The 22,506-nt window shown below is 65.7% G+C and carries 17 protein-coding genes and 2 pseudogenes; 11 read left to right on the forward strand and 8 right to left on the reverse strand.

Going from position 1 to position 22,506, the window contains the following annotated elements:
* Positions 1 to 54: 54 nt before the first annotated feature.
* Positions 55 to 4,266, reverse strand: coding sequence for an ATP-dependent RNA helicase HrpA (gene hrpA, locus AB0L63_RS04365; protein WP_364494441.1), 4,212 nt, complete (start codon positions 4,264 to 4,266; stop codon positions 55 to 57).
* 214 nt (positions 4,267 to 4,480) lie between these two features.
* Between hrpA and AB0L63_RS04370 the strand changes: the two are divergent.
* Positions 4,481 to 4,738: pseudogene (locus tag AB0L63_RS04370) on the forward strand (Pr6Pr family membrane protein); the annotation flags it as partial.
* Between the two features lie 263 nt (positions 4,739 to 5,001).
* Positions 5,002 to 6,225 carry an aminotransferase class III-fold pyridoxal phosphate-dependent enzyme gene (locus AB0L63_RS04375; RefSeq protein WP_364494444.1) on the forward strand — a complete coding sequence of 408 codons (1,224 nt, stop codon included), beginning with the start codon at positions 5,002 to 5,004 and terminating at the stop codon, positions 6,223 to 6,225.
* 12 nt (positions 6,226 to 6,237) lie between these two features.
* Here the strand turns inward: AB0L63_RS04375 and AB0L63_RS04380 are convergent.
* From AB0L63_RS04380 to AB0L63_RS04400, 5 genes and pseudogenes are all read right to left on the reverse strand, one after another.
* Positions 6,238 to 7,670, reverse strand: a pseudogene (locus AB0L63_RS04380) (aminobutyraldehyde dehydrogenase).
* 452 nt (positions 7,671 to 8,122) lie between these two features.
* Complete coding sequence (locus AB0L63_RS04385) at positions 8,123 to 8,296, reverse strand: hypothetical protein (protein WP_364494447.1); 174 nt, start codon at positions 8,294 to 8,296, stop codon at positions 8,123 to 8,125.
* A 117-nt stretch (positions 8,297 to 8,413) separates the two neighbouring features.
* The gene (locus AB0L63_RS04390; protein ID WP_364494450.1) at positions 8,414 to 9,358 is read right to left on the reverse strand and encodes an alpha/beta hydrolase; all 945 of its coding nucleotides are present in this window, start codon (positions 9,356 to 9,358) and stop codon (positions 8,414 to 8,416) included.
* A 135-nt stretch (positions 9,359 to 9,493) separates the two neighbouring features.
* A complete protein-coding gene (locus AB0L63_RS04395) occupies positions 9,494 to 10,036 on the reverse strand; it encodes a YceI family protein (RefSeq protein ID WP_364494453.1) in 543 nt (180 codons plus the stop codon).
* Between the two features lie 6 nt (positions 10,037 to 10,042).
* Complete coding sequence (locus AB0L63_RS04400; RefSeq protein ID WP_364494455.1) at positions 10,043 to 10,438, reverse strand: hypothetical protein; 396 nt, start codon at positions 10,436 to 10,438, stop codon at positions 10,043 to 10,045.
* Between the two features lie 182 nt (positions 10,439 to 10,620).
* Between AB0L63_RS04400 and AB0L63_RS04405 the strand changes: the two genes are divergently transcribed.
* The 3 genes from AB0L63_RS04405 (at position 10,621) to AB0L63_RS04415 (ending at position 13,953) form a co-directional block, all read left to right on the forward strand.
* Entirely contained in the window at positions 10,621 to 11,451 is an 831-nt protein-coding gene (locus AB0L63_RS04405) for an SDR family NAD(P)-dependent oxidoreductase (protein WP_364495617.1), read from the forward strand.
* Positions 11,452 to 11,728: 277 nt separating this feature from the next.
* The gene (locus AB0L63_RS04410) at positions 11,729 to 12,361 is read left to right on the forward strand and encodes a helix-turn-helix domain-containing protein (RefSeq protein WP_364494458.1); all 633 of its coding nucleotides are present in this window, start codon (positions 11,729 to 11,731) and stop codon (positions 12,359 to 12,361) included.
* Entirely contained in the window at positions 12,358 to 13,953 is a 1,596-nt protein-coding gene (locus AB0L63_RS04415) for an MDR family MFS transporter (protein ID WP_364494461.1), read from the forward strand. The genes AB0L63_RS04410 and AB0L63_RS04415 overlap by 4 nt, the downstream gene beginning before the upstream one ends.
* Before the next feature lie 60 nt (positions 13,954 to 14,013).
* On the opposite strand, the gene AB0L63_RS04420 is transcribed toward AB0L63_RS04415, so the two are convergent.
* The gene (locus tag AB0L63_RS04420) at positions 14,014 to 14,478 is read right to left on the reverse strand and encodes a L,D-transpeptidase (protein ID WP_364494464.1); all 465 of its coding nucleotides are present in this window, start codon (positions 14,476 to 14,478) and stop codon (positions 14,014 to 14,016) included.
* A 293-nt stretch (positions 14,479 to 14,771) separates the two neighbouring features.
* On the opposite strand from AB0L63_RS04420, the gene AB0L63_RS04425 reads away from it, so the two are divergent.
* The 4 genes from AB0L63_RS04425 to AB0L63_RS04440 all read left to right on the forward strand — a co-directional run bounded on the left by AB0L63_RS04425 (position 14,772) and on the right by AB0L63_RS04440 (position 19,472).
* A complete protein-coding gene (locus tag AB0L63_RS04425) occupies positions 14,772 to 15,137 on the forward strand; it encodes a hypothetical protein (RefSeq protein ID WP_364494466.1) in 366 nt (121 codons plus the stop codon).
* Positions 15,134 to 16,423, forward strand: a complete 1,290-nt coding sequence (locus tag AB0L63_RS04430; protein ID WP_364494469.1) for a hypothetical protein — start codon at positions 15,134 to 15,136, stop codon at positions 16,421 to 16,423. Before AB0L63_RS04425 ends, AB0L63_RS04430 begins: the two co-directional genes overlap by 4 nt.
* Complete coding sequence (locus AB0L63_RS04435; protein ID WP_364494472.1) at positions 16,410 to 17,390, forward strand: hypothetical protein; 981 nt, start codon at positions 16,410 to 16,412, stop codon at positions 17,388 to 17,390. The genes AB0L63_RS04430 and AB0L63_RS04435 overlap by 14 nt, the downstream gene beginning before the upstream one ends.
* A gap of 438 nt (positions 17,391 to 17,828) precedes the next feature.
* Positions 17,829 to 19,472, forward strand: a complete 1,644-nt coding sequence (locus AB0L63_RS04440; RefSeq protein ID WP_364494474.1) for an acyl-CoA synthetase — start codon at positions 17,829 to 17,831, stop codon at positions 19,470 to 19,472.
* 4 nt (positions 19,473 to 19,476) lie between these two features.
* Here the strand turns inward: AB0L63_RS04440 and AB0L63_RS04445 are convergent, their stop codons facing one another.
* Positions 19,477 to 20,205 (reverse strand): SDR family NAD(P)-dependent oxidoreductase, encoded by a 729-nt coding sequence (locus AB0L63_RS04445; RefSeq protein ID WP_364494476.1) that lies wholly within the window; start codon positions 20,203 to 20,205, stop codon positions 19,477 to 19,479.
* Positions 20,206 to 20,392: 187 nt separating this feature from the next.
* Here AB0L63_RS04445 and AB0L63_RS04450 point away from each other — a divergent pair, with 187 nt between their 5' ends.
* Complete coding sequence (locus AB0L63_RS04450) at positions 20,393 to 21,430, forward strand: AraC family transcriptional regulator ligand-binding domain-containing protein (RefSeq protein WP_364494479.1); 1,038 nt, start codon at positions 20,393 to 20,395, stop codon at positions 21,428 to 21,430.
* 245 nt (positions 21,431 to 21,675) lie between these two features.
* Positions 21,676 to 22,368 carry a DUF5134 domain-containing protein gene (locus AB0L63_RS04455; protein ID WP_364494482.1) on the forward strand — a complete coding sequence of 231 codons (693 nt, stop codon included), beginning with the start codon at positions 21,676 to 21,678 and terminating at the stop codon, positions 22,366 to 22,368.
* Positions 22,369 to 22,506 lie beyond the last annotated feature (138 nt).

The raw sequence follows: 22,506 nt of genomic DNA on the forward strand, positions 1-22,506 counted from the left end.
CTCGACGCGCCCCAGGACTACCGGTACACGACAAGCCCCGACGCGCGACGGACATCAGCGGCGGATGGCGGCGATGGCCTTTTCGATGCGCTTGGTGGAGACCGGGTAGGGCGTGCCGAGTTTCTGCGCGAAGAGGCTGACGCGGAATTCCTCGATCATCCACCAGATTTCGGTGATATCGGGGGCGTGCCTGCGGGTTTCGGGCAGTGCGTTGCCGAGGCGGTCGTATGCGGCCAGGACGCGGTCGATTTCGACCATGCCCTGTCGGTCGCGGCCCGCGGAGCCGGGTAGCGACGCCAGCCGCATGCGGGCGGCCGCCAGGTAGCGGGGGAGTTCGCGCAGCCGAGTGCTGCCCCACTCCGAGATGAAACCGGGGAAGATCAGGTCGTCGAGTTGGTGGCGGACATCGTCGGCGATATCGCGTTCGGAAGTTTCGGCGAGTGCGGACGAAACCTGGTGTGCCTCAGCCAGCACCGGCACGACCAGACGCACGATACGGGCCACCGCGGAAACGAAGTCGGGGCGGATCTGCACGATCAGAGCGTCGAACTGATTCGGACTGCGCACCGGTCCACCGGCGGCGGCGATCAGTTCGTCCGCGGCGGCGGCCCGGCAGTCCTCGATGAGCGCGTCGAGCGAACCGTACGGATTCTGGCTCAGCGCAAGCCGATCCCGCGGTGGCAGACTCGCGGTGACGGTGCGGACGGAGGTGGGAATCGCACCGAGCACCAGTGCGCGCGTGCCCGCGCGCATGGCGGCGGCCTGCTCGGCGGGAGAGCTCAGGACACGCACCGCGACACCTTCGCTCTCGGGGACCAGCGCCGGGTAACCGGTGACCGTCTGTCCGGCCACCTCGCTGTGAACTGTCGGCTCGACCGTCCCCAGCGATTCCGAGGTCCACACGGTGGCGGGGGCGCGTTCCGCGCCCGCGGTGGCGCGGGCCACCGAGGCCGAAACCTGTTCGGACAGTGTGGTTTTCAACTGCGTTAGAATCTTCCCGCGCGCGAGGACCTGGCCGCCGGCGTCGATCGCGACGAAGGTCATGCGCAGATGGTCCGGTAGCGCGGCGGGGTCGAGATCGCTCGGCGTGATGGTGACCGCACCCAGCCGTGACAGTTCCCTGGCCAGGCCGGTGCGCAGGGGCTCGGCGCGCGGCGTCAGCGCGGCGAGGGCGGCCGCGGCGAAGTCCGGCGCGGGAACGACGGTGCGGCGCAGGGCCTTTGGTAGCGTCTTGATCAGCGCGGTCGCCAACTCTTCGCGCATACCGGGCACCAACCAGTCGAAGCCAACGGCGCGCACATGCGCCAGTTGCTCGACCGGGATCCGCACGGTGACACCATCATCGTCATTGCCGGGCTCGAATTGGTAGGTGAGCGGAAAGCTCAACTCGCCCTGGCGCCAGGCGTCCGGGAAGTCGGTCGGGTCGAGGGTCGCCGCAGCCCCATTCACCACGGTATCGGTCGAGAAGTCCAGCAGTGCTGGATCTTTGCGCTTCGCGGTGCGCCACCAGCCGTCGAAATGGCGCACCGAAACGATATCGGCCGGGATGCGCTCGGCATAGAACTCGAACAGCACCTCATCGTCGACGAGGATGTCGCGGCGACGGGCACGGTGCTCCAAATCGGCGACATCGTTGAGGAGTTCGCGGTTGCGGTGGAAGAATTCGTGGCGGGTCTGCCACTCACCCTGGACGAGGGCATGTCGGATGAACAACTCGCGCGACAGTTCCGGATCGATCCGACCGTAATCCACGGCGCGGCTCACCACCAGCGGCACGCCGTACAGCGTGACCCGCTCGTAGGCGCGCGCTGTGCCGCGCTTGGCCGACCAATGCGGTTCGGAGTATGTGCGTTTCACCAGATCTCCGGCCAAGCGCTCGGCCCACTCCGGCTCCACCCGGGCCGCCATCCGGCCCCAGAGGCGGGAGGTCTCGACGAGTTCGGCCGCCATCACCCAGCGGGGCGGCTTCTTCGCCAGCGAGGAGCCGGGAAAGATCATGAACTTGGCATTGCGGGCACCAAGGAATTCGCGGGTCTCGGCCTCGCGGACGCCGATGTGGGAGAGCATGCCCGCCAGCAGTGCCTGGTGGATGGCGGTCGAATCCCATGGGGTGCCATCATTTTCGGGTGTCTCGGCGGCTTGTTGTTTCGCAACGGCGGAGCTGTCGCGACCGCGGCGATTTGCTCTCGCGCGAGAGCGGTCCGCGTCACGCCGCGGTCCACCGCCGGAGCCATCGGTGGCGGATCGCCCACGGCGCGAACCACTTTCCTCCGAACGGGAACCGTCACTGAGCGCCGACCACCCGAGGTTCCGAGTGATCGTCCGCAACTGTCCGTGCAAATCCTGCCACTCCCGGATCCGCAGGTAGTGCAGGAACTCGTCACGGCACATGCGCCGGAACTGATTGGCCGACAGCGACTTCCGCTGCTCAGTCAGATACTCCCATAACCGCAGGTAGGCCAGGAAATCCGAGCCCTCGACCACGAAGCGGGCATGTTTGGTGTCCGCGGCCTGCTGATGGTCGACGGGACGCTCGCGCACATCCTGAATGGACAGCGCCGCAACGATGATCAGCACATCCGCGAGCACACCATTGCGCTGGGCTTCGACCAGCATGCGCGCCATTCGCGGATCCACCGGGATCTGGGCCATTTCACGCCCGGTTGTGGTGAGGGTCAGCGTCGCATCCGACACCTGCTCGGCTCGGATCCGTTCGGCCGCGGCGCCATCCGACTGGTCTTTCGACATCGAATCGGCCTGCCGCCGAGCCGGTTTCGGGGTGGTGCGTGCTGCCAGCGCGCCCAATTCCTCGAGCAGTGCGATACCGTCGCGAATGGCCCTGCGGTCGGGCGCCTCCACGAAGGGGAACTTCTCCATATCGCCGAGTCCGAGCGCGGTCATCTGCAGGATGACGGCGGCCAGATTGGTCCGCAGGATCTCCGGTTCGGTGAAGGTGGGGCGAGATTCGAAGTCTTCCTCGGAGTACAGGCGGATGCAGATGCCGTCGGCGACGCGACCGCAGCGTCCTGCGCGCTGGCGGGCCGATGCCTGTGAAACCTCTTCGATCGGAAGACGCTGTACCTTGGTGCGCATCGAATAGCGGGAGATCCGCGCGGTGCCGGGATCGATGACGTAGCGAATGCCGGGGACGGTCAGCGAGGTCTCGGCGACATTGGTGGCCAGCACAACTCGTCGCCCTGGATGCGGGGCGAATACGCGATGCTGTTCGGCCGTGGACAGTCGGGCGTAGAGCGGCAGGATCTCGGTGCGCGGCAGTTGTAGGTCGCGCAATGCATCCGCGGTGTCGCGGATCTCGCGTTCGCCGGATAGGAAGACCAGCACGTCACCGTCGCCCTCGGCGAAGAGTTCGCGCACCGCGTCGCCGATGGCATCGACCGGGTCGCGGTCCACGATGCGGGTGTCCTCGTCGTCGTCATCGGTGGCGACGGGTAGCTCCAGCGATAGCGGCCGGTACCGAATTTCGACCGGATAGGAACGGCCGGATACTTCGACAATCGGTGCGGGAGTGCCCGATTGGTCCGCGCTTGGGTTATCTGTTTGCTTCGCAAAGTGGCGGGCGAACAATTCCGGATCGATGGTCGCCGAGGTGATGATCACCTTGAGATCCGGTCGGCGCGGCAGCAATTGCTTCAGGTAGCCGAGCAGGAAGTCGATATTGAGACTGCGTTCGTGCGCCTCGTCGATAATGATCGTGTCGTAGCGGCGCAACAGTCGGTCGCGTTGGATTTCGGCGAGCAGGATGCCGTCGGTCATCAGCTTGACCAGTGTGCGATCGGAGGCCTGATCGGTGAAACGCACGGTGTAGCCGACGACATCGCCCAGTTCGGTGCCCAATTCCTCGGCGATGCGCTCGGCGACGGTGCGCGCGGCCAGGCGGCGCGGCTGGGTGTGCCCGATGGTGCCGCGGATGCCCCGGCCGAGTTCCAGACAGATCTTCGGAATCTGGGTGGTCTTACCCGATCCGGTCTCACCGGCCACGATGACGACCTGGTTATCCATGATCGCCTTGGCGATCTCGTCGCGGCGCGCGGAGACCGGCAGCTGTTCCGGATAGCGGATTTCGGGTACCGCGGCGCGGCGGGCCTCGACGCGCTGCTCGGCCGCCGCGATCTCGGCCGTGATGTCGGTGAGATCGCCACCGCGGGCCCGATCCAGGTTGCGGCGCAACCGGTGTTCATCGCGGAGGGTTACGGCGGCCAGGCGGGTCCGAAGCTCGCGGAGATTCGCGTCGGCTGTCCTGGTCATTGCGTTCACCAGGGTAGCGGAAGCCGGCGCGCCGAATCCGCGTCGGGCGTGGGCATCCGGTGCGCACACCGGCGACACTGTGCCGCTCGCGCCGGCCGGTTCACCGATCGAAGCGGTTCTGATGTGGGACGATCCGACGATGACAGCTGGTACCGCGCCACTGTGGATCCTGGTCCCGGTGCCCCTGGGCATTACCCGCGCACTCATCGGCGCCTGGCTCATCCACCCGGCCCGGTATGGCACGTACACCCTCATCCGCGGCCCCATTGTCGACTGGTACCCGTAGCCCTTCATCGACCCGCGCGAGCAGGGCTACGTGTCCCTCACCCTCGGCCTGCTCATCCGCACCGGCGTCTTCGCCCTACTCGCAGTGGTCGTCGCCGCCCTCGGGGCAGGGGCGAACGGCGACGTGTCGCGAATCAGCGAGGCAGGACCACCGCTGATCACGGGTGACGGAATCCGGATGCGGTGAGCGCGAGCGCCGAGGTCGGCAGCCCGCTGACCGCGATCCACAAAGTGGGCCTTCACCATCATCAATGTCGGTGGGAGATGAACCGGGGTGGGTGGATGACGTGCCGCATCGCCTCATGCCTATCGTGATGATCGTGGACTGGGTGCTGGCCCCGGTTGCGCTCGGTATTGTCCGAGCGGCCGAACGCGGGCCCGGCTGGTCTGCGGCGTGGAAGAGCCGGGGGAGCGACGAAGCGATCTGGTTGTCGAGTAGAGGTGGTAGATATGGGTGCGCTATGGCACGGGTTCGCCGATATGGGCGCGGTCGAACGCGACGGTGCGTTCGTTGTGGCGCGTGGTGACGGTGCCTACGTCTACGACCAGGCGGGTACCAGGTATCTGGACGCGACGGCCGGGCTGTGGTTCACCAATGTCGGGCACGGTCGCGCGGAGATCGCTGATGCGGTTGCCGCGCAGCTGCGTACGGTCGCGCACTACTCGAACTTCGGTGATTTCACCGAGCCGGCCACTCAGGAATTGGCGGAGAAGCTGGCAAGCATCGCACCCGTGCCGGGCAGCAAGATCTTCTTCACCTCCGGCGGCTCGGATTCGGTGGACACCGCCGCGAAACTCGCGCGCCGCTACTGGCACGAGCTGGGGCGGCCGGATAAGACGATTGTGGTCGGACGTCAGCGCGCGTATCACGGAATGCATGTCGCGGGAACGGCTTTGGCGGGTATCCCGGTCAACCGGGAGGGCTATGGCGAGCTGATGGCCGATGCCCGCACCGTCGCATGGGACGATGCGAAGGCGCTGCTGGCGCTCATCGAGGAGATCGGGGCGGAGCGCATCGCCGCATTCTTCTGTGAACCCATCATCGGCGCGGGCGGGGTCTACCTGCCGCCGCAGGGCTACCTCGCCGAGGTCCGCCGTATCTGCCGCGACCACGACATCCTCTTCGTGGTCGACGAGGTCGTCACCGGTTTCGGCCGCATCGGCGGATCCTGGTTCGCCGCAAGCCGTTTCGACCTCGAGCCCGACCTCATGACCACCGCCAAGGGCCTCACCTCCGGCTACATCCCGATGGGCGCGGTCTTCATCGCCCCGCACATTGCCGCCCCCTTCTTCAGCGGCGGCGTCTGGTGGCGGCACGGCTACACCTACGGCGGCCACGCCGGAGCCGCCGCCGCGGCCCTCGCCAACCTGGCCATCGTCGAACAGGAAGGCCTGCTCGACGAGGCGAAGCGCCTGGAATCCACCCTGCACACCAAACTCGCCCCGCTTGCGGACCACCCGCGCGTCGCCGAGGTCCGCAGCGGTCTCGGCGCGGTCGCCGCGATCCAGCTCGCCGACCCTTCCGAGGGACTACCCTTCGTGAAAACCCTTCGGGAGCACGGCATCTCAGGACGCGCGGCGGGCCAGGGCGCAATGCAGATCTCGCCGTCGTTCGTCATGTCCGACGACCAGGTGGACGAACTCGTCGAGGGATTCACCCGCGCGCTGGGCTGAGCCCTTGCGGCACTAGTCGATCTTGGCCATCACATGCTTGACGCGCGTGTAGTCCTCCAGCCCGTACATCGACAGATCCTTGCCGTGCCCGGAAGACTTGAACCCGCCGTGCGGCATCTCGGCGATCAGTGCGGTGTGGGTGTTAATCCACACGCAGCCGAAGTCGAGCGCGGCCGATACGCGCAGCGCCCGCGACACATCCTTGGTCCATACCGAGGACGCCAACCCGTATTCGACGCCATTGGCCCACCGGATCGCGTCGTCTTCGTCGGTGAACGACTGCACGGTGATTACCGGGCCGAAGATCTCGTTCTGGCTCAGCCGGTCATGCTGGAGCAGCCCGCCGATGACCGTCGGCTCGACGTAATACCCGTGGTCGCCTTGGCGGTGTCCGCCGACCACGACCGAAGCATGATCTGGCACAGCATCGAGGAAGCCGAGTACCCGCTGTAGTTGGTTGGCGTTGTTGACCGGTGGCACCCAGGCGTCGCTGTCATCGGCGGGCTTGCCGAATGTCGTTGTGGCAGTACCTGCATGCTCGGCCAGCGCCGCGGTCAAATCATCGGCCACCGACGCATGACCGAGCACCCGGGTGGCCGCCGTGCAATCCTGCCCGGCGTTGAAATAGCCCGAGGCCGAGATGTCCTTGGCGGCAGCGGCGATATCGGCGTCAGGGAACACGATTACCGGCGCCTTGCCGCCCAACTCCAGATGCGTGCGCTTCAGCCGGGCACCGGCCGATTCCGCGACGGCACGGCCCGCTGCCACCGAACCGGTGATCGACACCATGTGCGGGGTCGGGTGCGCCACCACCGCCGCACCGGCAACCCGGTCACCGGTGACCACGTTGAGCACGCCCGGCGGCAGGTGCTCGGCGGCCAGTTCGGCCAACATCACCGTCGTCACCGGAGTGGTGTCGCTCGGCTTGATCACCACGGTGTTGCCTGCCGCGATCGCGGGAACAAATTTCCAGATCGCCATCATCATCGGGTAATTCCATGGCGTCACCTGCCCGATGACGCCGATCGGCTCCCGGCGGATCCACGATGTATGGCCCGCCAGATACTCGCAGGCCGACTTGCCCTCGAGTACCCGTGCCGCTCCCGCGAAGAATCGGGTCTGGTCCAGCATCTGCGGGATCTCCGCGGCCGAGGTGATGTGGTTCGGTTTGCCGGTGTTGCGGCCCTCGGCCGTGACAAGCGCGTCGGCGGCAGTCTCCAATTCGTCCGCGAAATCCAACAGCGCCTTCTGGCGGTGCGACGGCGTCGTGCGCTTCCAGTCCTCGAACGCCCTGGCCGCCGCCGCGTACGCGTTGTCGATGTCCTGTTCGTTGGACGCCGGGCGGTGCCGTACCGATCACCGGTGGCAGGGTCGACGAGCGCCATCGTCGCACCACCGACCGAGTCGACGAGCTTGCCGTCGATGAAGTTCTGGACCACTGTCATGCTGCCTCCTCGGTTGCGGTGTCGAGTCGACAATTCTCGGGCGTGGGACGTTCGGTCGACTTGGCATCCTTTCGCCGTCGCCTGCTAATAGTTCATCAACATTTCGATGTTATCGACACCGAATGGATTGAGCTTACGCCTTTTGTCGCTGCTGCGGACGATGCAGTCGGAGCCTTACTTATTTGCGGTGGATAACATTGTTTCGTCTTCCGTTGCAACGAATTTCGTCTTCGTGACAATGTTGTCATTCGAGTTTCGGAAAATGCGTGCGTCAGGCAACCCTGCTGTCCGGGTTGTCCGGCGATTCAGGTACGAGCTCATGTTCTGCCATCGCATCGGTGTCGGTGGAATGCGCCTCGAAACCAGGCTGAGCCGCTCGATCGCGAGTTCCACTGGCACCGCATCGAATTCGCCGGGGAACGCGTGCGCTGTTCAAAGCAAAGAAGTGTGCTTCAAACACCCTTCAGAACACGATCAAGTGCCGCCCGGCCTGCAGGTCCCCAGTTCGGCTTGCCGCCGGGGAGGCCACGATCTCCGTTCTGCCCCATGAGCATCAGGAAGAGGCTCTTCATAGCGGCCAGCCCGCGGGCGCGCAGGATCGCCGCCTCGTCCGCTTGCGCGTACATGTCGAAGAACCGTGCGGCCGTGCCCGCGGGGAGCAGCACCCATGCGGCGGTGAGGTCCCACGCTGCCGACAGCTACCACACCACACAGTCGGCGTCTTCCTGGGTGCCCCTCGATCCTCAGGGGCCGAGGAATTCGGTCAGTTCCGCAGTGACAGCGACTGGATCATCCTCGTGGGCGTTGTGGCCGGCGCCCGCGAGCATTCGCAAGGTCGACCCGGAGATCAGGTGCGCGAGCGGCTGTGCCTGCGACGGGTCGACGACACTATCCAGTTCTCCCCAAAGGATGAGTGTCCGCGCTCTGACCATGCCCGCCTCCCGCTGCACCTCGGCCGGATCGAGATTGCGTGGCTGCTGCCACATCGCTGTGCGGTTCTCGGCGCGGCTCTGCGGAATCCAGTACGTGTGCGCCAGTTCTGTCGTCAACGTCTCGGGGTGTGCATACGCTCCGCGCAATCCCGCCACATAGATGTCTTCGGTCATCACCCGTGTGGCCAGTTCACCTACGACGGGCATGCGCATCAGCCGGAGGTTCGCATTGAGCTCGGTATCCAGCACCAGCGGTGAGATGAGCACCAGCTGATCCACCCCCGAGGGATATCGCGCAGCGAAATCCACTGCGACAGAACCATTGAGGGAATGCGCCAGCACGGAGACCCGGGTCAGGCCCACCGCCGCGATGAACTGGCGCAAGGACTCCGTCATCGCTCGCACGTCGTATCCGAAATCCGGATCGTGCAGCGTGGTGAACCCTGAACCCGGCAGGTCGACCGCATAGACGGTGTGGCTGGCGGCGAGCGCGGGCATGATGTCGCGGTAGGTGTACGACCAGAGCGCGCCGCCCGGCAGCAGCACGATGGGCGGTCCCTCGCCGGTCTTCAGAAAATGAAAGCGCGCCACCGAGGTTTCGACGAATTGCCCGCCAACGACAGTCGGAGACGCTGTGCTGCGGTCCGCCGGGCTGTCCGCCCGCGACATCGTCGCGCTGACGGACACCAGCGCGACGATCGTCGACAGCGCTCCCAACCACCGGCGTCGACGGTGTACTGTCCCGTCACTCGCCATTCGACTCTCCTCTCGTATCGGCATTCCCGCGGCAGCGGGGCCCGCCCCCTTGGACGAGCCCTGCAGCATTTTCGTGACGCGCCTTCGCGGTGCCGCGCGTCACACTCGTGAAATGCCGATGTCGGGTTTTGCTGCTCAGTACTGCCGTATCGCGGCAACGTCGAACTCCAGCGTCACCTTGGGGCTGACCATGCCCGTGGCCGCCTTCCAATGCACGCCCCAATCCTTGCGGTTGATCGTGACGCTGCCGGTGAAACAGACCCGGAGGATGCGCTGCTTGTCGCGGTCTACACCGGTCGGCTCGAAGTCCACGGTGACCGCCCTGGTGACACCGCGAATGGTCAGATCACCGGTGACGATGATGTTGGTCGAGGTGAACTGCTCCACCTCGGTCATGGTGAAGGTGATTATCGGGTGGTCGTCGACGCTCAGGAATTTTCTGCCGAGCAGATCGTCACGCTGCCGGTTGCGAGTGTCGATGCTCCTCGCCTGGATCGTGAGCTGGGCGCTCGACTTCGACGGTTCCTCGCCGTCCAGGTGTGCGCTGCCCTCGAACTCGGCGAACTTTCCGCGCACTCTCGTGGCCATCGCGTGCCGGGCGATGAACCCGATCCTTGTGTGGGCGGTATCGAGGAGGTAGTCACCGGTCAGTTCGCTGCGTTCGATCGTGGTTGCCATGGTTGGTCACTCCTGGAGCGGGGATGGGATGCCGGGATTGCGGGTGATAGTGCGCGCGCTCGCGAGAGCGGCGAGTTTGTCGGGATTGCGGATGGCGTAACCGTTGATGACCATGCCGTCGGCAATGTCGAGTACGAGGACGGCCTTGAGGAGGTCACCCGAATAGATGGCCACCGCGGGCTCGCTGTTGCAGATCATCGGTTCGATCCGCGTGTCCGGCCGGCGCTGGATCGGGCGCAACAAGGTCGTGAGAATCGTGGCCACCTGTTTCGCGCCGGTCATCACCAGCTGGCGTACCGCGGTGGCTTTGCCGCGCCGCCGCAGGCGGTTGGCCACCCCGGTTCCGGCGTAGTCGCCACCGATCACGACGACCCTCGTGCAGGTGCTGTTGTGCTCAGTCATGCCCTCGAGACACCTCCCATCACCACGATGTAACAACACGTGAGATAAGTCACTTTGCGAGAGGCGCTCGACGGTGGTGGTGCACGTCACATCGCCGTGCCGTTACGGCGATCCGGTCGTCGGCGTCTCATGGTCGTTCGGTGCAGCCGCACGGAACATCACCGCAGAAAGAACGGTAGAACATCATGAGCAAGGTCTGGTTCGTCACCGGTTCCTCTCGCGGCCTGGGCCGAAACTTCGTCGAGGCGGCGCTGGCCAACGGCGATATGGTGGCCGCGACCGCCCGGAATGCCGACAGCCTCGCAGAGCTTGTCGGCACCTACGGCGAGGCCATCCTTCCCCTGGACCTGGACGTGACCGATCGGGCAGGAGTCTTCGCGACTGTTGAGCGTGCTACAAAGCATTTCGGCCGTCTCGACGTCGTCGTGAACAATGCGGGCTATGGCCTGCTCGGCGCTGTCGAGGAACTGAGCGAGCAGCAACTTCGAGATCAGTTGGAGACCAACCTGTTCGGCGCGGTGTGGGTCGTGCAGGCCGCGCTGCCACAGCTGCGTGCGAACGGCGGCGGGCACATCATCCAGATTTCCTCGGTCGGCGGCTTGGCTGCCTGGCCGCTGGGTGGTGCGTACCACGCCTCCAAGTGGGCCCTCGAAGGTCTGAGCGAATCGCTCGCCCAGGAGGTTGCCGCCTTCGGTATCGCGGTGACCCTGGTCGAGCCCGGCTCGTACGCCACCGAGGGCGCGGCGGGCGCCGTCCACGCCGAGGCCGACCCCCACTACGCCGGTCTCCGCGAAGCCTTCGCGGCCCAAGCGCAGGCACTCGAGTCCGGCGACCCGGCCGCTGCTGGCCGGGCGCTCCTCGAGATCGTCGGCTCGCCCAACCCGCCCCTGCGGGTCTTCTTCGGTGCCCAGGGCAACCCAATTGTTTCCCAGGTCTACGCCGACCGACTCCAGACCTGGTCGAACTGGCAAGACCTCGCCATGAAGGCGCAAGGCCACACGCCGCCCGCCTGATCGGCAATCGGCTACATCGCCGGTGAAGGCGCAGTCCGGCCCGGCTCGAATCGAATAACCCTGAGCCGGGCCGGGATTCGCATCCGGATCAGTTCGACAGCTGAGCGAATAGATCGGCTGCGGGGGTGGGAGTGACGATTCCCCCGCCCACAGTCGGCGGCGTTGGAGGTGAAAGCGACGACCTCGAACCTGCGCGGAACCGGGCGTCCTGCGGTGACACACCGCCCGATGAACTTGCAGTTTCTGAAAAATTGCAGTTTGTGCTATTTTGTCGGACGTGTCCAAGGACGACCGCCCGATCGGGTTGCGGGAGCAGAAGAAACGCCAGACCGAGCTCGATCTCTGTCTGGCCGCACGACGGCTTGTGGTCGAGCGCGGGCTGGACGCGACGACCGTCGAGGACATCGCGACAGCCGTGGGGGTCTCGCCCCGCACATTCTTCAACTACTACGAGACGAAAATGGCTGCGATAGTGGGGCCGACCAGCGAGATCGGCACTCCGGAGTTGCGCGAGCGGTTCATCGCGGGCGGCCCGAGCGGGGCGCTGTTGGACGATCTCACCTGGTTGTTCGCGCAGGGCTTCGAATCCGAAAGCGAGATGCGTGAGGGCATTGCGCTGGTAATCGAGATCATCAAGACCGAGCCGCGGGTGGTCGCGGCCTTCGTTGCCTCCGGCGCCCGCTTGGAAAGCGTCATCGCCGACCTGCTCTCGGCTCGGCTGGGCAGTCCGGTCTCGTCCGGATTCGCCGGTCTGGCAGCAGGGTTCATGACAACCATTACGTCGCGGGCGGCGATGGCTTCGGCCGCCGATCCGGCCGTATCGCTGGCGGCGGCAGTACGTGAACACTGCGCGATGGCCGCGCGGCTGTTCGAACAGCATGACGGCACGACAAGGAGAGGGAACAGATGACCATTACGGCTGAATCGCCACCGATGCCGATTGTCCTGACCCAGAAGCGGATCTGGCTCATCTTCGGCGCGTTGATCGCGGGGATGTTCCTGGCCAGCCTGGACCAGACCATCGTCGGCACCGCGATGCCGACCATTGTCGGCGATCTCGGCGGCATCTCCCATATGGCATGGACCGCAACGTCATATCTACTCGCGACCACCATCATGATGCCGATCTACGGCAAGTTCGGTGATCTGTTCGGCCGCCGCTGGCCGTTCCTGTTCGCCATCACGATTTTCACGGTGGCCTCCATCGGTGCCGCCGCGTCGACGAGTTTCTGGGAGTTCATCACCTTCCGCGGTCTGCAGGGCGTCGGCGGCGGTGGTCTGATGATTCTGGCGCAGGCCATCATCGCCGATGTGGTGCCGGCCAAGGATCGCGGCAAATATATGGCCCCGATGGGTGCGGTCTTCGGCATCACCTCGGTCGCGGGTCCGTTGCTCGGCGGCTTCTTCGCCGATCACCTCGGTTGGCGCTGGTGCTTCTGGATCAATGTGCCGATCGGAATCGCCGCGCTGTTCATCGCCTTTCGCTACCTCAGCCTCCCCAGTCACCGGCCCAAGACCCGGCCCGACTATCTCGGTGTTGTGCTGATGTCGGCCGCGACCACGCTGCTGATCCTGATCACCGACTGGGGTGGTAAGCAATACGCTTGGGGCTCAACGGTTATGATCACCATGATCGCGGCGTTCGCCGTGGTGGTCGCGGCCTTCGTACTCGTGGAGGCGCGCGCCGAGGAGCCGATGCTGCCGCTGTGGTTGTTCCGCAACCGCACCTTCGTGCTGACCTCCGCGATCGGCTTCCTGGTCGGCCTGGTGATGTTCGCCGCCCTCGCCTTCATCCCGACCTATCTCCAAATGGCGACGGGCGCTTCGGCTTCGGTATCGGGTCTGCTGCTGATTCCGATGATGGTCGGCCTGATGATCGCCTTGGTCGCCTCGATGACGATGGTCACCAAAACCGGCCGCTACAAGGTCTATCCGCCCCTCGGCGCGGTTTTGATGTTCGCGGACATGCTGTGGTTGACCCGCCTGGACGCGGACACCCCGATGTGGGTCGTCTCCGCCATGCTGTTCGTCATGGGGGCGGGCCTCGGTCTGATCATGCAGATCATCGTCCTGGTCGTTCAGAACGCCGTGGCCCCCGACCAGATCGGCACCGCGACCAGCGCGAACAACTACTTCCGTGAAATGGGCGGGGCGCTGGGCGTGGCGATTTTCGGCTCCATCTTCACCAACCGTTTGACCGAGGGCCTCACCGATGTCTTCGTCTCGCACGGCCCCGAAGCCGCGGCCGCGAAGCTGGATCCGGGCGGATTGGTGCCCTCGGTGGTCAAGCATCTGCCCGACGGCCTGCACGATGCCATCGTCGGCGCCTACGTGGACGCCTTGGTTCCGGGTTTCTCGTACCTGCTCCCGGGCGTGGCAATCGCCTTCGTGCTCGCCCTGTTCATTCCCCATATGAAACTCGCCGATGAGGCGGGCATGGTCGCTCGCGGTGAGGCGGTCATGGCCGAAGACACGGATCCGCAGCTCGTCGGCGAACGCTGACGCGGACGAGAAGGTCCCGGGCGAAATCCGCCCGGGACCTTCATACGCGCAAATCCGGTGTCAGCGTACGACTTCGACCACATCACCGGGATTGAGATAATGGTAGGTCGTTTCGGCGCCCTCGGGGGTCATCCGGATGCAGCCGTGCGACTGCTCCTCGATGGGGCCGATATGGGTGGCGATATCGCCGTTGAAGAAGACCGCCCACTTCATCGGAGCGTTGTGCATGGTGCTCCAGAAGTCTTCCCGCTTGAAGGCGACCTTGAAGACGCCGGGCGGTGTCTCGTATCCGGGCCGCCCGTGCGAGATCGGGGTCGGACCGTAGGTGACCTTGCCGTTGTCCATCAGCCACGCCTCGTTCGTCGACAGCCGCATGCACATCCGTGCGGTCTCGCCGCACGGTGCGGACACCGGAGCCGGTGGAATGATCGCCGGTGTGCCGATATCCGGCCCACCGGGCCACAACGGTTCGGCCTGCGCCGTAGCCGCCATCAGCACTCCGGCGGAAACGGTACCGACGAGCATTGCGGATCTGACCGACCAGTTTCGACAACGTTTGCTGTTCTTCACGCTTCCACCCCTCTAACCTGTGCCGGCACCCTGCGCGTGGATCGCCAGGGCGATGATGGGACCAACTTCGTCCCGACAAGCATAGAACCGACACGGGTGAAATTGATCACTTCCGCATTCGACCTCGGTGTCCGGTGGAACCGGGCCGGGGTCGAATAAGCGAGGGATCCGGCGGCATAGACTCCAGCGGAACGAAAGGATCCCCGCGCGCATTGTCCGGGGCCCAAGTACGCTCAGAGTGTCGAAATATGACGCGACAGTTTGGTTTCCGTATTGATCAAGGGGGAACAGTGGACGCGCTGAAGCTCGACCCGGCGGCTATGGCTGCCTACACCACGATCGCGAATACAGTGTCGCAACAGCTGGCCTCGGCATCGGCGGTCGCGGGTGGCGCAGTCAACCCCGAGCGGCTGGTCGCCGACCTCGGTCCGGTCGGTGCCGGATTCGTGGCCCGATTCACCGAGAAGGTGAACGAACACGTGCAGGCGCTCTCGACCGCGGGGCAATTGGTCGCCGCCTACGGGCAGATACTGCACGATTACAGCACGGAAATGCAGGGTATCGATGTCGATTCCGCGGGCGCCCTTGCCCGGCAAGGAGAGGCGCTGCCATGAGACGACTGCTGCGCCGGCGGCCCGTGCACAACGCGTCGGATATTCCCGCGAGCACGCCCATCGATCCGAATGTGGATCCGCCGATCGTGGCGGCGCTGGTCGAGCCGCTGCTGCAATTGCGTGCCTCGCTCGGCAGTGGCGTCGCGACGCCGGACCAGACCGTCGTCAACGCGCTGTCCGCCGCGTCCACACAGGCCGCCGATACCGAGGGCTCGCACCGCGAGGGCCTGCACGCCCTCGAATCGACCTGGACCTCCCGTGCCGCCGACGATGCCGTTCCGGCATTGCGCACCACGCAAACTCAGATCGGTGATATCACTGACCGCGGACCCGAGTACCTGTCGGTGCTCGGCGACGCCCATGCCACCAGCGCCCGCGCCGCGCAAAAGGTGGACCAGATCATCGCGGACTTCCGCCGCGATGCCAAGCAGATCCTGAGCACCGCGAGCGCGTCCTCGGATACCGACGCGGTGATCGCGCGGGCGACCCAGGCGCTGCGCGACGCGGTCACCGCGGTCAGCACGGCGCAGTCGGAAATGGACGGCCACACCGCGCGGTTGGATGCGATGGGGCCGCTCACCGTCACCACACCGCAGGGTGTCGGCACTACCCAGCAAACGGTCGCGCCCGGTACGACCAACGGCACCACCGCCGCGGGCATGACGATAACGACGCCACTGGATCCGGTGCAGGCGGCCCAACTCCAGTTGCAGCAGTATCTGATCAACGCGGGCGTTTCGGTCGGGACCGCCGCCATCGATGCCGGGGTCAATATCGGCACCCACCTCATCGATAAGATCGCCGAAGTCGGCACGCACGCCATGGATACCGTGGCCGCGTCCGCGGATAAGGGCATCGATAAGGCGATTCCCGAACTCATCCATCCCGGCAGCACCACGAATTCGCCCACCGGCGGTGACAGTACGAGCAAGCCTTCGAACATCATCGACTTCGGCGGCGGATCGGGGCAGTCGTCCAAGCCCGCGCCGAATACTGGAACCAATTCGGTGATCCCGCCGAATATGGGCGGCTCGACCGCGACGAAACCGGCACCGGCGCCCGCGCCGCAAGCACCGGCCGCCAGCGCGGACACGCCGCCGTCGCGTCCGTCGGGGCCGGAACCGGCGAATCAGCCTGGCACCACCGGCGGTATGGCAATGCCGCCGTCGTCGCAGTCGGATGAGGACCGCAGACCACGTGATGGCCAACTCGGCGTCACCGTGCCGACCGTATTGGCGACCGTCCCGCCTGCGGTGATCGGCGAATTCGACGATGACGAGCTCTGATTCCGGCTCTTCGAGCCAGAACCAGGACAATCCGTTCGACACCGGGCTGCCCATGGTCCGGCCCGCCGCTCCGAGTCCGAAGCGGCGCCGCCGTCCAGGCGCACGCCGTGGCTCGGGTCAGCGCGGGACACCGCTGACCGATGCCCTCGATCCACCCGAACGGCCGCGCCGTCCCCGGCCAGCGGGGGATTGGCAGGAGTGGCTCGAACCGCGGCGTCCCGCGCAAGCGCCACTGGCCGCGGAGCCCAGTCGGGCACGGGCGCGTGCGGTCGAAGCCGAGTTACCGGCGGAGACCAGTTCCGTTGTACCGACGATTATCGATCGGTCCGGTGGCAATCCCGGTCCGGCATTGCGGCATCCTCCGCGTCGCCGTGATGCGCAGCCGACCGGTGGCGGCAACCGTGTCGTCGCGGTGCTGATCGTGCTCGGTGTGGTGTTGGCGGTGGTCTCGGTGCTGATGTTCGTCTTCGGCGGTTCGAGCAATCCGAAGCGACCGGCCGCGGCGTCGATACCGGCGGTCGCCCAGGGGACCGGCGGGCGCGCCCCGGCGACCACGACACCCGCTGACCAAACGTCCACGGTCGCGACCCCGGGCTGCGAACAGCGGCGCATCGGTGATGTCATCTCCGGCACCGACCCGGGCGGCACCAGCGATGGGCCATCGGCGATCCTCGCGTTCGAACGCGCCTACTATGTGCAGCGTTCTGGATTCGCCGCACGCGGCGTAGTTGCCAACGACGCGAACGTGCCCGCCGCCGACCAGATCCAGCGCGGGATCAACCAGATACCGATCGGCACCCTCTACTGCGTGCAGATCACGCGCGCTGGCAGCGATGCGGGAGAGGCGCATTGGGAGGTCCGGCTGACCCAGCAGGTTCCGGGCGAGCAGCCGCAGACCTTCACGCAGATCATCACGACACGAACGGCGGGCAACCGCACGCTGATCACTGCGATCGATGCGGCCTGACCGATCCTCCTGGCTTCGCCGATCCGCGTGACCTTGCGCGCTGAGTGTCAGATGTCCGTCGGATGCGTGGCCTCAGCGGACGCACGTCATCAATTCGAACTGATCCACCGTGCGTCGCGGATCCGCTGGACATCCGTCCATCATGGATCGTGCCTGCGCTGGGCCTACTGTCTGGGTCGGTACTCGACGAATCCGTCGGCGACGCTTACTGTGAGGGCACTCGCCCCCGCGTAGGTAGACAACGATGCCGAAATTCGAGAACTTCGCGCCATGCACAGATCGTGCGCTGGTCGAGCCGCGCTGTCTGCCGGATGGAGTGGGGCTGACCACTGGCGTGTTCAGCGGATTCGGCCGGACAGCTGCGGTATCCGAATCGGCTGCGGCCGAAGGGATCCGGGTCACCGCGCGTTCAGGTGCGGTTGGCGTCAGGATCGAATCATGAAGTTTGCGAACAGAGTCGGCGTGCTGGCCACGACCGCGGCGCGTCGGGCCGCCGATGAGACCTATTACGCCGCGCTGACGGTGCGTGCCGGACTCGCGACCCCCGAACGCCCGGATCGACTGGCTCGTATGGGTGCTGCGGTGCTGCGCTCCGGACTGCTCGGTGGGCTGACAACCGTTGCCGCCCTGCGCTATCGCGATCGCACCGCCATCATCGATGAACTCGGCCGCGTCAGCTTCCGTGAACTCGACGAGCGCAGCACCGCGCTTGCGAATGCCTGGCGGGCGCGCGGACTGCGCGACGGCGAGGGGGTGGCCATCCTGGCACGCAACCATCGCGGCTTCCACTACGCGGTCTTCGCCGCGGCCAAATGCGGTGCTCGAATCATCCTGCTCAATACCGATTTCGCGGCGCCGCAACTGCGTGAGGTGATGAGCCGCGAGGGCGCCGATCTGCTGATCTTCGATGACGAATACGCAAGTATGCTCGGCGATTTCACACCGCGCCGGGGCCGCTACCGCGGCTGGGCCGATAAACCGGGCGTCGACACCATCGACAATCTGATCGCGGGCGCGGCGCGCACACCACCGCGCAAGCCACGCACCGCCGCCCGGATCATCCTGCTGACCAGCGGGACGACCGGTACCCCGAAAGGTGCGCCGCGCGGCAGCGAACCGGCCTCCCTGTCACCACTGGGTGCCATCCTCGGCAAGGTGCCGTTCCGGGCCCGCGAAGTCACCGAATGTCCTGCGCCGCTATTCCATACGCTCGGGTTCGCGCATGCCGTTCTCGCGGTCGGCTTCGGATCCACGCTGGTGATCCGGCGGCGCTTCGATCCGCAGGCGGTGCTGGACAGTCTCGATCGGCACGGTGCCACGGCCATGATCGCGGTGCCGGTCATGCTGCAACGACTCGTCGACGCTGGGCCGAAAGTCTTTGCCGGACGTGATCTTTCGCGGTTGCGGATCATTTTCGTCGCGGGCTCACAGCTCGGTGCCGATCTGTGCGTCCGGGTGACCGAGGCATTCGGGCCGGTGGTGTACAACGTGTACGGGTCCACCGAGGTGGCCTACGCGACGATTGCCACTCCCGCGGATCTGGCCGTCGAGCCCGGCTGCGTCGGCTCGCCCGTGCCCAGCACCGTCGTGAAGATTTTCGACGACAACGACCGGGAAGTACCTCCGGGCGCGACAGGTCGCATCTTCGTCGGCAACAACTATCAATTCGAGGGCTATACCGGTGGTGGTGACAAGGCGCGCATCGGACCGTTGATGTCCACCGGCGATATCGGCCATTTCGACTATGCCGGAAGGCTTTTCATCGAAGGACGCGATGACGACATGATCGTCTCCGGTGGCGAGAACGTCTTTCCGGGCGAGGTGGAGGAACTGCTCGCCGCGCATCCCGCGATAGCGGAGGTCAGCGCATTCGGGGTGCCGGACGATCGATACGGTCAGCGCCTGCGCGCGGTCGTCGTGGTTCGCGAAGGGCATTCGCTCACCGAGGACGAGGTGCGTGAGCATGTCAAGACGCATCTGGCGCGCTTCAAGGTCCCGCGTGAGGTGTTGTTCGTCGATGAGCTTCCGCGCAACCCCACCGGAAAGGTGCTCAAACGGGTGCTGCGAGAACTCCCGGCCTGACGGCTCACATAATGCCGAGCATCCGCCACAACGTATGACGCAACTGCACCGGATCCGGCATTGCGGTACGGAACCACCCGGTCGGCGGCACCACCACCAGTCCGCCGCGTCGGTGCTCGACACAGTCGACGATCGCATCCGCCACCGCCTCCGGATCGGGTGTGTAACCGGGCGCGATGGTGCTGACCAGCACTCCTTGTTCGGCGAGTCCGCGATGCAGTGCGGTGCCGAGTCCGACCACCGCATGCTTGGTCGCGCAGTACACCGCGGCGCCGAGTGCGGCCGTGACGCCGATGGCCGAACCGATATTGACGATATGTCCGTGGCCCTGTTCGACGAAACGCATTCCGGCGAGCCGGGATCCGGTGATCACCGCGCGGAGATTGGTATCGATCTGCCGATCCGATTCCTGATCGGATTCGACCAGAAACGAACCGGTTGGTTCAACATCGGCGGCATTCACCACGACATCGAGACCGCCCAGTCGGCGTTCGGCGGCCGCCAGGAATTCGGCGAAACGCGCGTCGTCGGTGACCTCGACAGGTAGGCCGACGGTATCGGCCGCGTGAATCCGGTTGAGCTGGGCGGTGATCGCACGCACTTTGCCGGCATCCGCGTCACCGATCGCCACATCGGCACCGGCGGCAAGGAAGGCCAAGGCGGCTTCCTTGCCTATACCGCAGGTGCCGCCCGTAATCGCGACGCGCGTGCCGACAAGGGTCTTTCTCGGCATGTTGTTCTCGCCTACCTTGATCTTCGCTCGACGATAGCCATGACGGTAGATACGCGGTGGTGCGGTTGCCATGCGATATCGGGTCATGAGATTGCGCATACCGGTCAGTTCGAGCCGAACTCGCCTGGTGTATCCGATGTTCGGCCAAAACCTTGCGAGTATGGCCACCTGCGCTCACGATGTATCCGTGGCCTCTTGGGAGTGGCGGCGGTCGGTGGGGAACGCGGCGATCCTTGCCGAGCTCGCGGATGATCACCAGCTGACGCGCGCGGATCTCCTGCGTGGCACCGGTATCGATCCGATGGCATTGAAAACGCCCGGCGCGGAGATCACGGCGGCACAAGAACTCCTACTCGTCCACAATCTCGTCACCCTGCTCGACGACCAACCCGGACTGGGCTTCGAGGCGGGTATGCGCACGCGTATCACCACCCTCGGCGTACTCGGTATGGCGGTGCTGAGCAGTCCGACCATGCGTTCGGCCATCGATGTCGCGATGCGCTACTTCAGCATGATGACCTCGTTCGCGCGAGCCTGGCACGTCTATCACGGCGACGAGATCTGGCTCTACGGCGACGACCGCGATCTGCCCGCGGATGTGCGCACCTTTCTCGCCGAACGAGATGTGGCGGCCCTGCTGTACAACTGGTATCTGGTGTTCGGGGTGCCGCCGCCGGTGGTGCGGGCCGAGGTCGCGGGTGGTCTGCTGCCTCGAATACGGCCGATACTGGAGCAATTCGAGATTCCCAGTACCGAATCCCCGGAGCTCCAACTCGTGGTCTTCGATGCCACCGATATCGATCGGCCGATGCCCAACGCCAGCCCGCTGACCGCACTGCTCTTCGAGGAACAGTGTGCCGAGCTGCTGCAACGCCGGGGTTTGAAACAGGGCCTGGCCGGGTCGGTGCGCGAGGTGCTGCTGCATCAGATGAACGGTCGCATCACCCAGGAGGATGTGGCCGAACGCCTGCATATGAGCCTGCGCACCATGCGTCGGCGACTGGCCGACGAGGGCACCTCCTATCGTCGGCTGTGTACCGAGACCTACGGCGCCCTCGCCGAGGAACTACTCGCCACCGGTCTCACCGTCGAGGACGTCGCCTATCGCATAGGCTATTCCGGCGCACCGAGCTTCTCCAACGCCTTCAAACAATGGCGTGGCATCACACCCGGCCGCTTCGCTCGCGCCGCCGCCGACCGCCTTCGTCCCAGCGTCGCACGCTGACCCCAGATCGGCTGGCCGCCAGCCATTTCGCCGCGATCGACCAAGATCACAACAGGTAGCGCCGGCTTCTCGCGGTTTGCCGCCATGGTTTGCACGTTCGGCCAACGGGTGCCTTCGGATTTCCGCGCTTGTTGTGGGTGTTCACACGGGCCGCGCGGAGGCTGAGATGGGGTGTGGCTGTGGGAGTGTTGGCGGGGAAGGGGCAGCAGGGTGGGGTGTCGGGGTGCGAGCATAGAGGGGAGGATGTGGGTCGGGAGGTGATGGGTGTGGTGGAGTTCGCGCAGGAGTATGCCGCGCTGCGGTGGTCGGTGGTTGTGGCGTTTCTGTTCGCGGCCACGGTGGTGCTCGGGCGGTTGGTGGCATCGGATGGCGTCGGCGGGGCCGAACCCGTTCGTGTGCAAGCGCATTCGCCCGGTGCGCTGGCATGTCACGAGTCCGATGCCGCCCATCTGATCATGTGCATGGTGATGCTCGCGATGCTGGTCTTTCCGATGGGAGCGGATCCGGTAGTGCTGCGCGGGGTGCTGATCGCACTCATCATCGTCTTCGCGGCATTGTTGGCAGACCGAATTGCACAGTGGCGCAACGCGACTCGCGCGCTACCCGATGATCGAATGATCGCGCTCGGTTATCACATCGCGGTCGCGGCCGTCATGTTGTACGCAATGGCGGGACACCATGCCAGCGCGCACGTCGGCGGGCCCGCACCCGGACCGGCGCTGTCGCTGGCCACGCTGTTCACCGCCGATGCGCTCGCCTTGATCGTCGCGGCGAGTACCGGCCGGTGCCAGCGCTGGCTCGGCCACCCGATCGGCATCCGAACCGACTCCCAGCACTCGGCTTCCTTGGTCGGCCGCGCACTGAGATCCGCAATCGTGCCCCATATCGTCATGGACCTGGGCACGGCCTACATGCTGATCGCTGCCGCCTCCGGATAGACCGCCAGTGGCTGCCGTTGTCCGATCAGGCCGCTGCGAGACTCGGGAAGACGGCCTCGGCGCTGCCTACGAGGCATTTTCGCCCGCCGAACGGGTTCTGCTGGTCACGCTGCTGCGGCGCCACGCCAACTCCGACCG

Origin of the sequence: Nocardia sp. NPDC051990, assembly GCF_040680755.1 — a bacterium.
Lineage (GTDB): Bacteria > Actinomycetota > Actinomycetes > Mycobacteriales > Mycobacteriaceae > Nocardia.

Excerpts from the sequence above, each read along its gene's own strand:
- hrpA (WP_364494441.1), bottom strand. The coding sequence starts at position 4,266 with ATGACCAGGACAGCCGACGCGAATCTCCGCGAGCTTCGGACCCGCCTG.
- AB0L63_RS04375 (WP_364494444.1), top strand. The coding sequence starts at position 5,002 with ATGGGTGCGCTATGGCACGGGTTCGCCGATATGGGCGCGGTCGAACGC.
- AB0L63_RS04385 (WP_364494447.1), bottom strand. The coding sequence starts at position 8,296 with ATGTACGCGCAAGCGGACGAGGCGGCGATCCTGCGCGCCCGCGGGCTG.
- AB0L63_RS04390 (WP_364494450.1), bottom strand. The coding sequence starts at position 9,358 with ATGGCGAGTGACGGGACAGTACACCGTCGACGCCGGTGGTTGGGAGCG.
- AB0L63_RS04395 (WP_364494453.1), bottom strand. The coding sequence starts at position 10,036 with ATGGCAACCACGATCGAACGCAGCGAACTGACCGGTGACTACCTCCTC.
- AB0L63_RS04400 (WP_364494455.1), bottom strand. The coding sequence starts at position 10,438 with ATGACTGAGCACAACAGCACCTGCACGAGGGTCGTCGTGATCGGTGGC.
- AB0L63_RS04415 (WP_364494461.1), top strand. The coding sequence starts at position 12,358 with ATGACCATTACGGCTGAATCGCCACCGATGCCGATTGTCCTGACCCAG.
- AB0L63_RS04420 (WP_364494464.1), bottom strand. The coding sequence starts at position 14,478 with ATGCTCGTCGGTACCGTTTCCGCCGGAGTGCTGATGGCGGCTACGGCG.
- AB0L63_RS04425 (WP_364494466.1), top strand. The coding sequence starts at position 14,772 with ATGACGCGACAGTTTGGTTTCCGTATTGATCAAGGGGGAACAGTGGAC.
- AB0L63_RS04430 (WP_364494469.1), top strand. The coding sequence starts at position 15,134 with ATGAGACGACTGCTGCGCCGGCGGCCCGTGCACAACGCGTCGGATATT.
- AB0L63_RS04435 (WP_364494472.1), top strand. The coding sequence starts at position 16,410 with ATGACGAGCTCTGATTCCGGCTCTTCGAGCCAGAACCAGGACAATCCG.
- AB0L63_RS04440 (WP_364494474.1), top strand. The coding sequence starts at position 17,829 with ATGAAGTTTGCGAACAGAGTCGGCGTGCTGGCCACGACCGCGGCGCGT.
- AB0L63_RS04445 (WP_364494476.1), bottom strand. The coding sequence starts at position 20,205 with ATGCCGAGAAAGACCCTTGTCGGCACGCGCGTCGCGATTACGGGCGGC.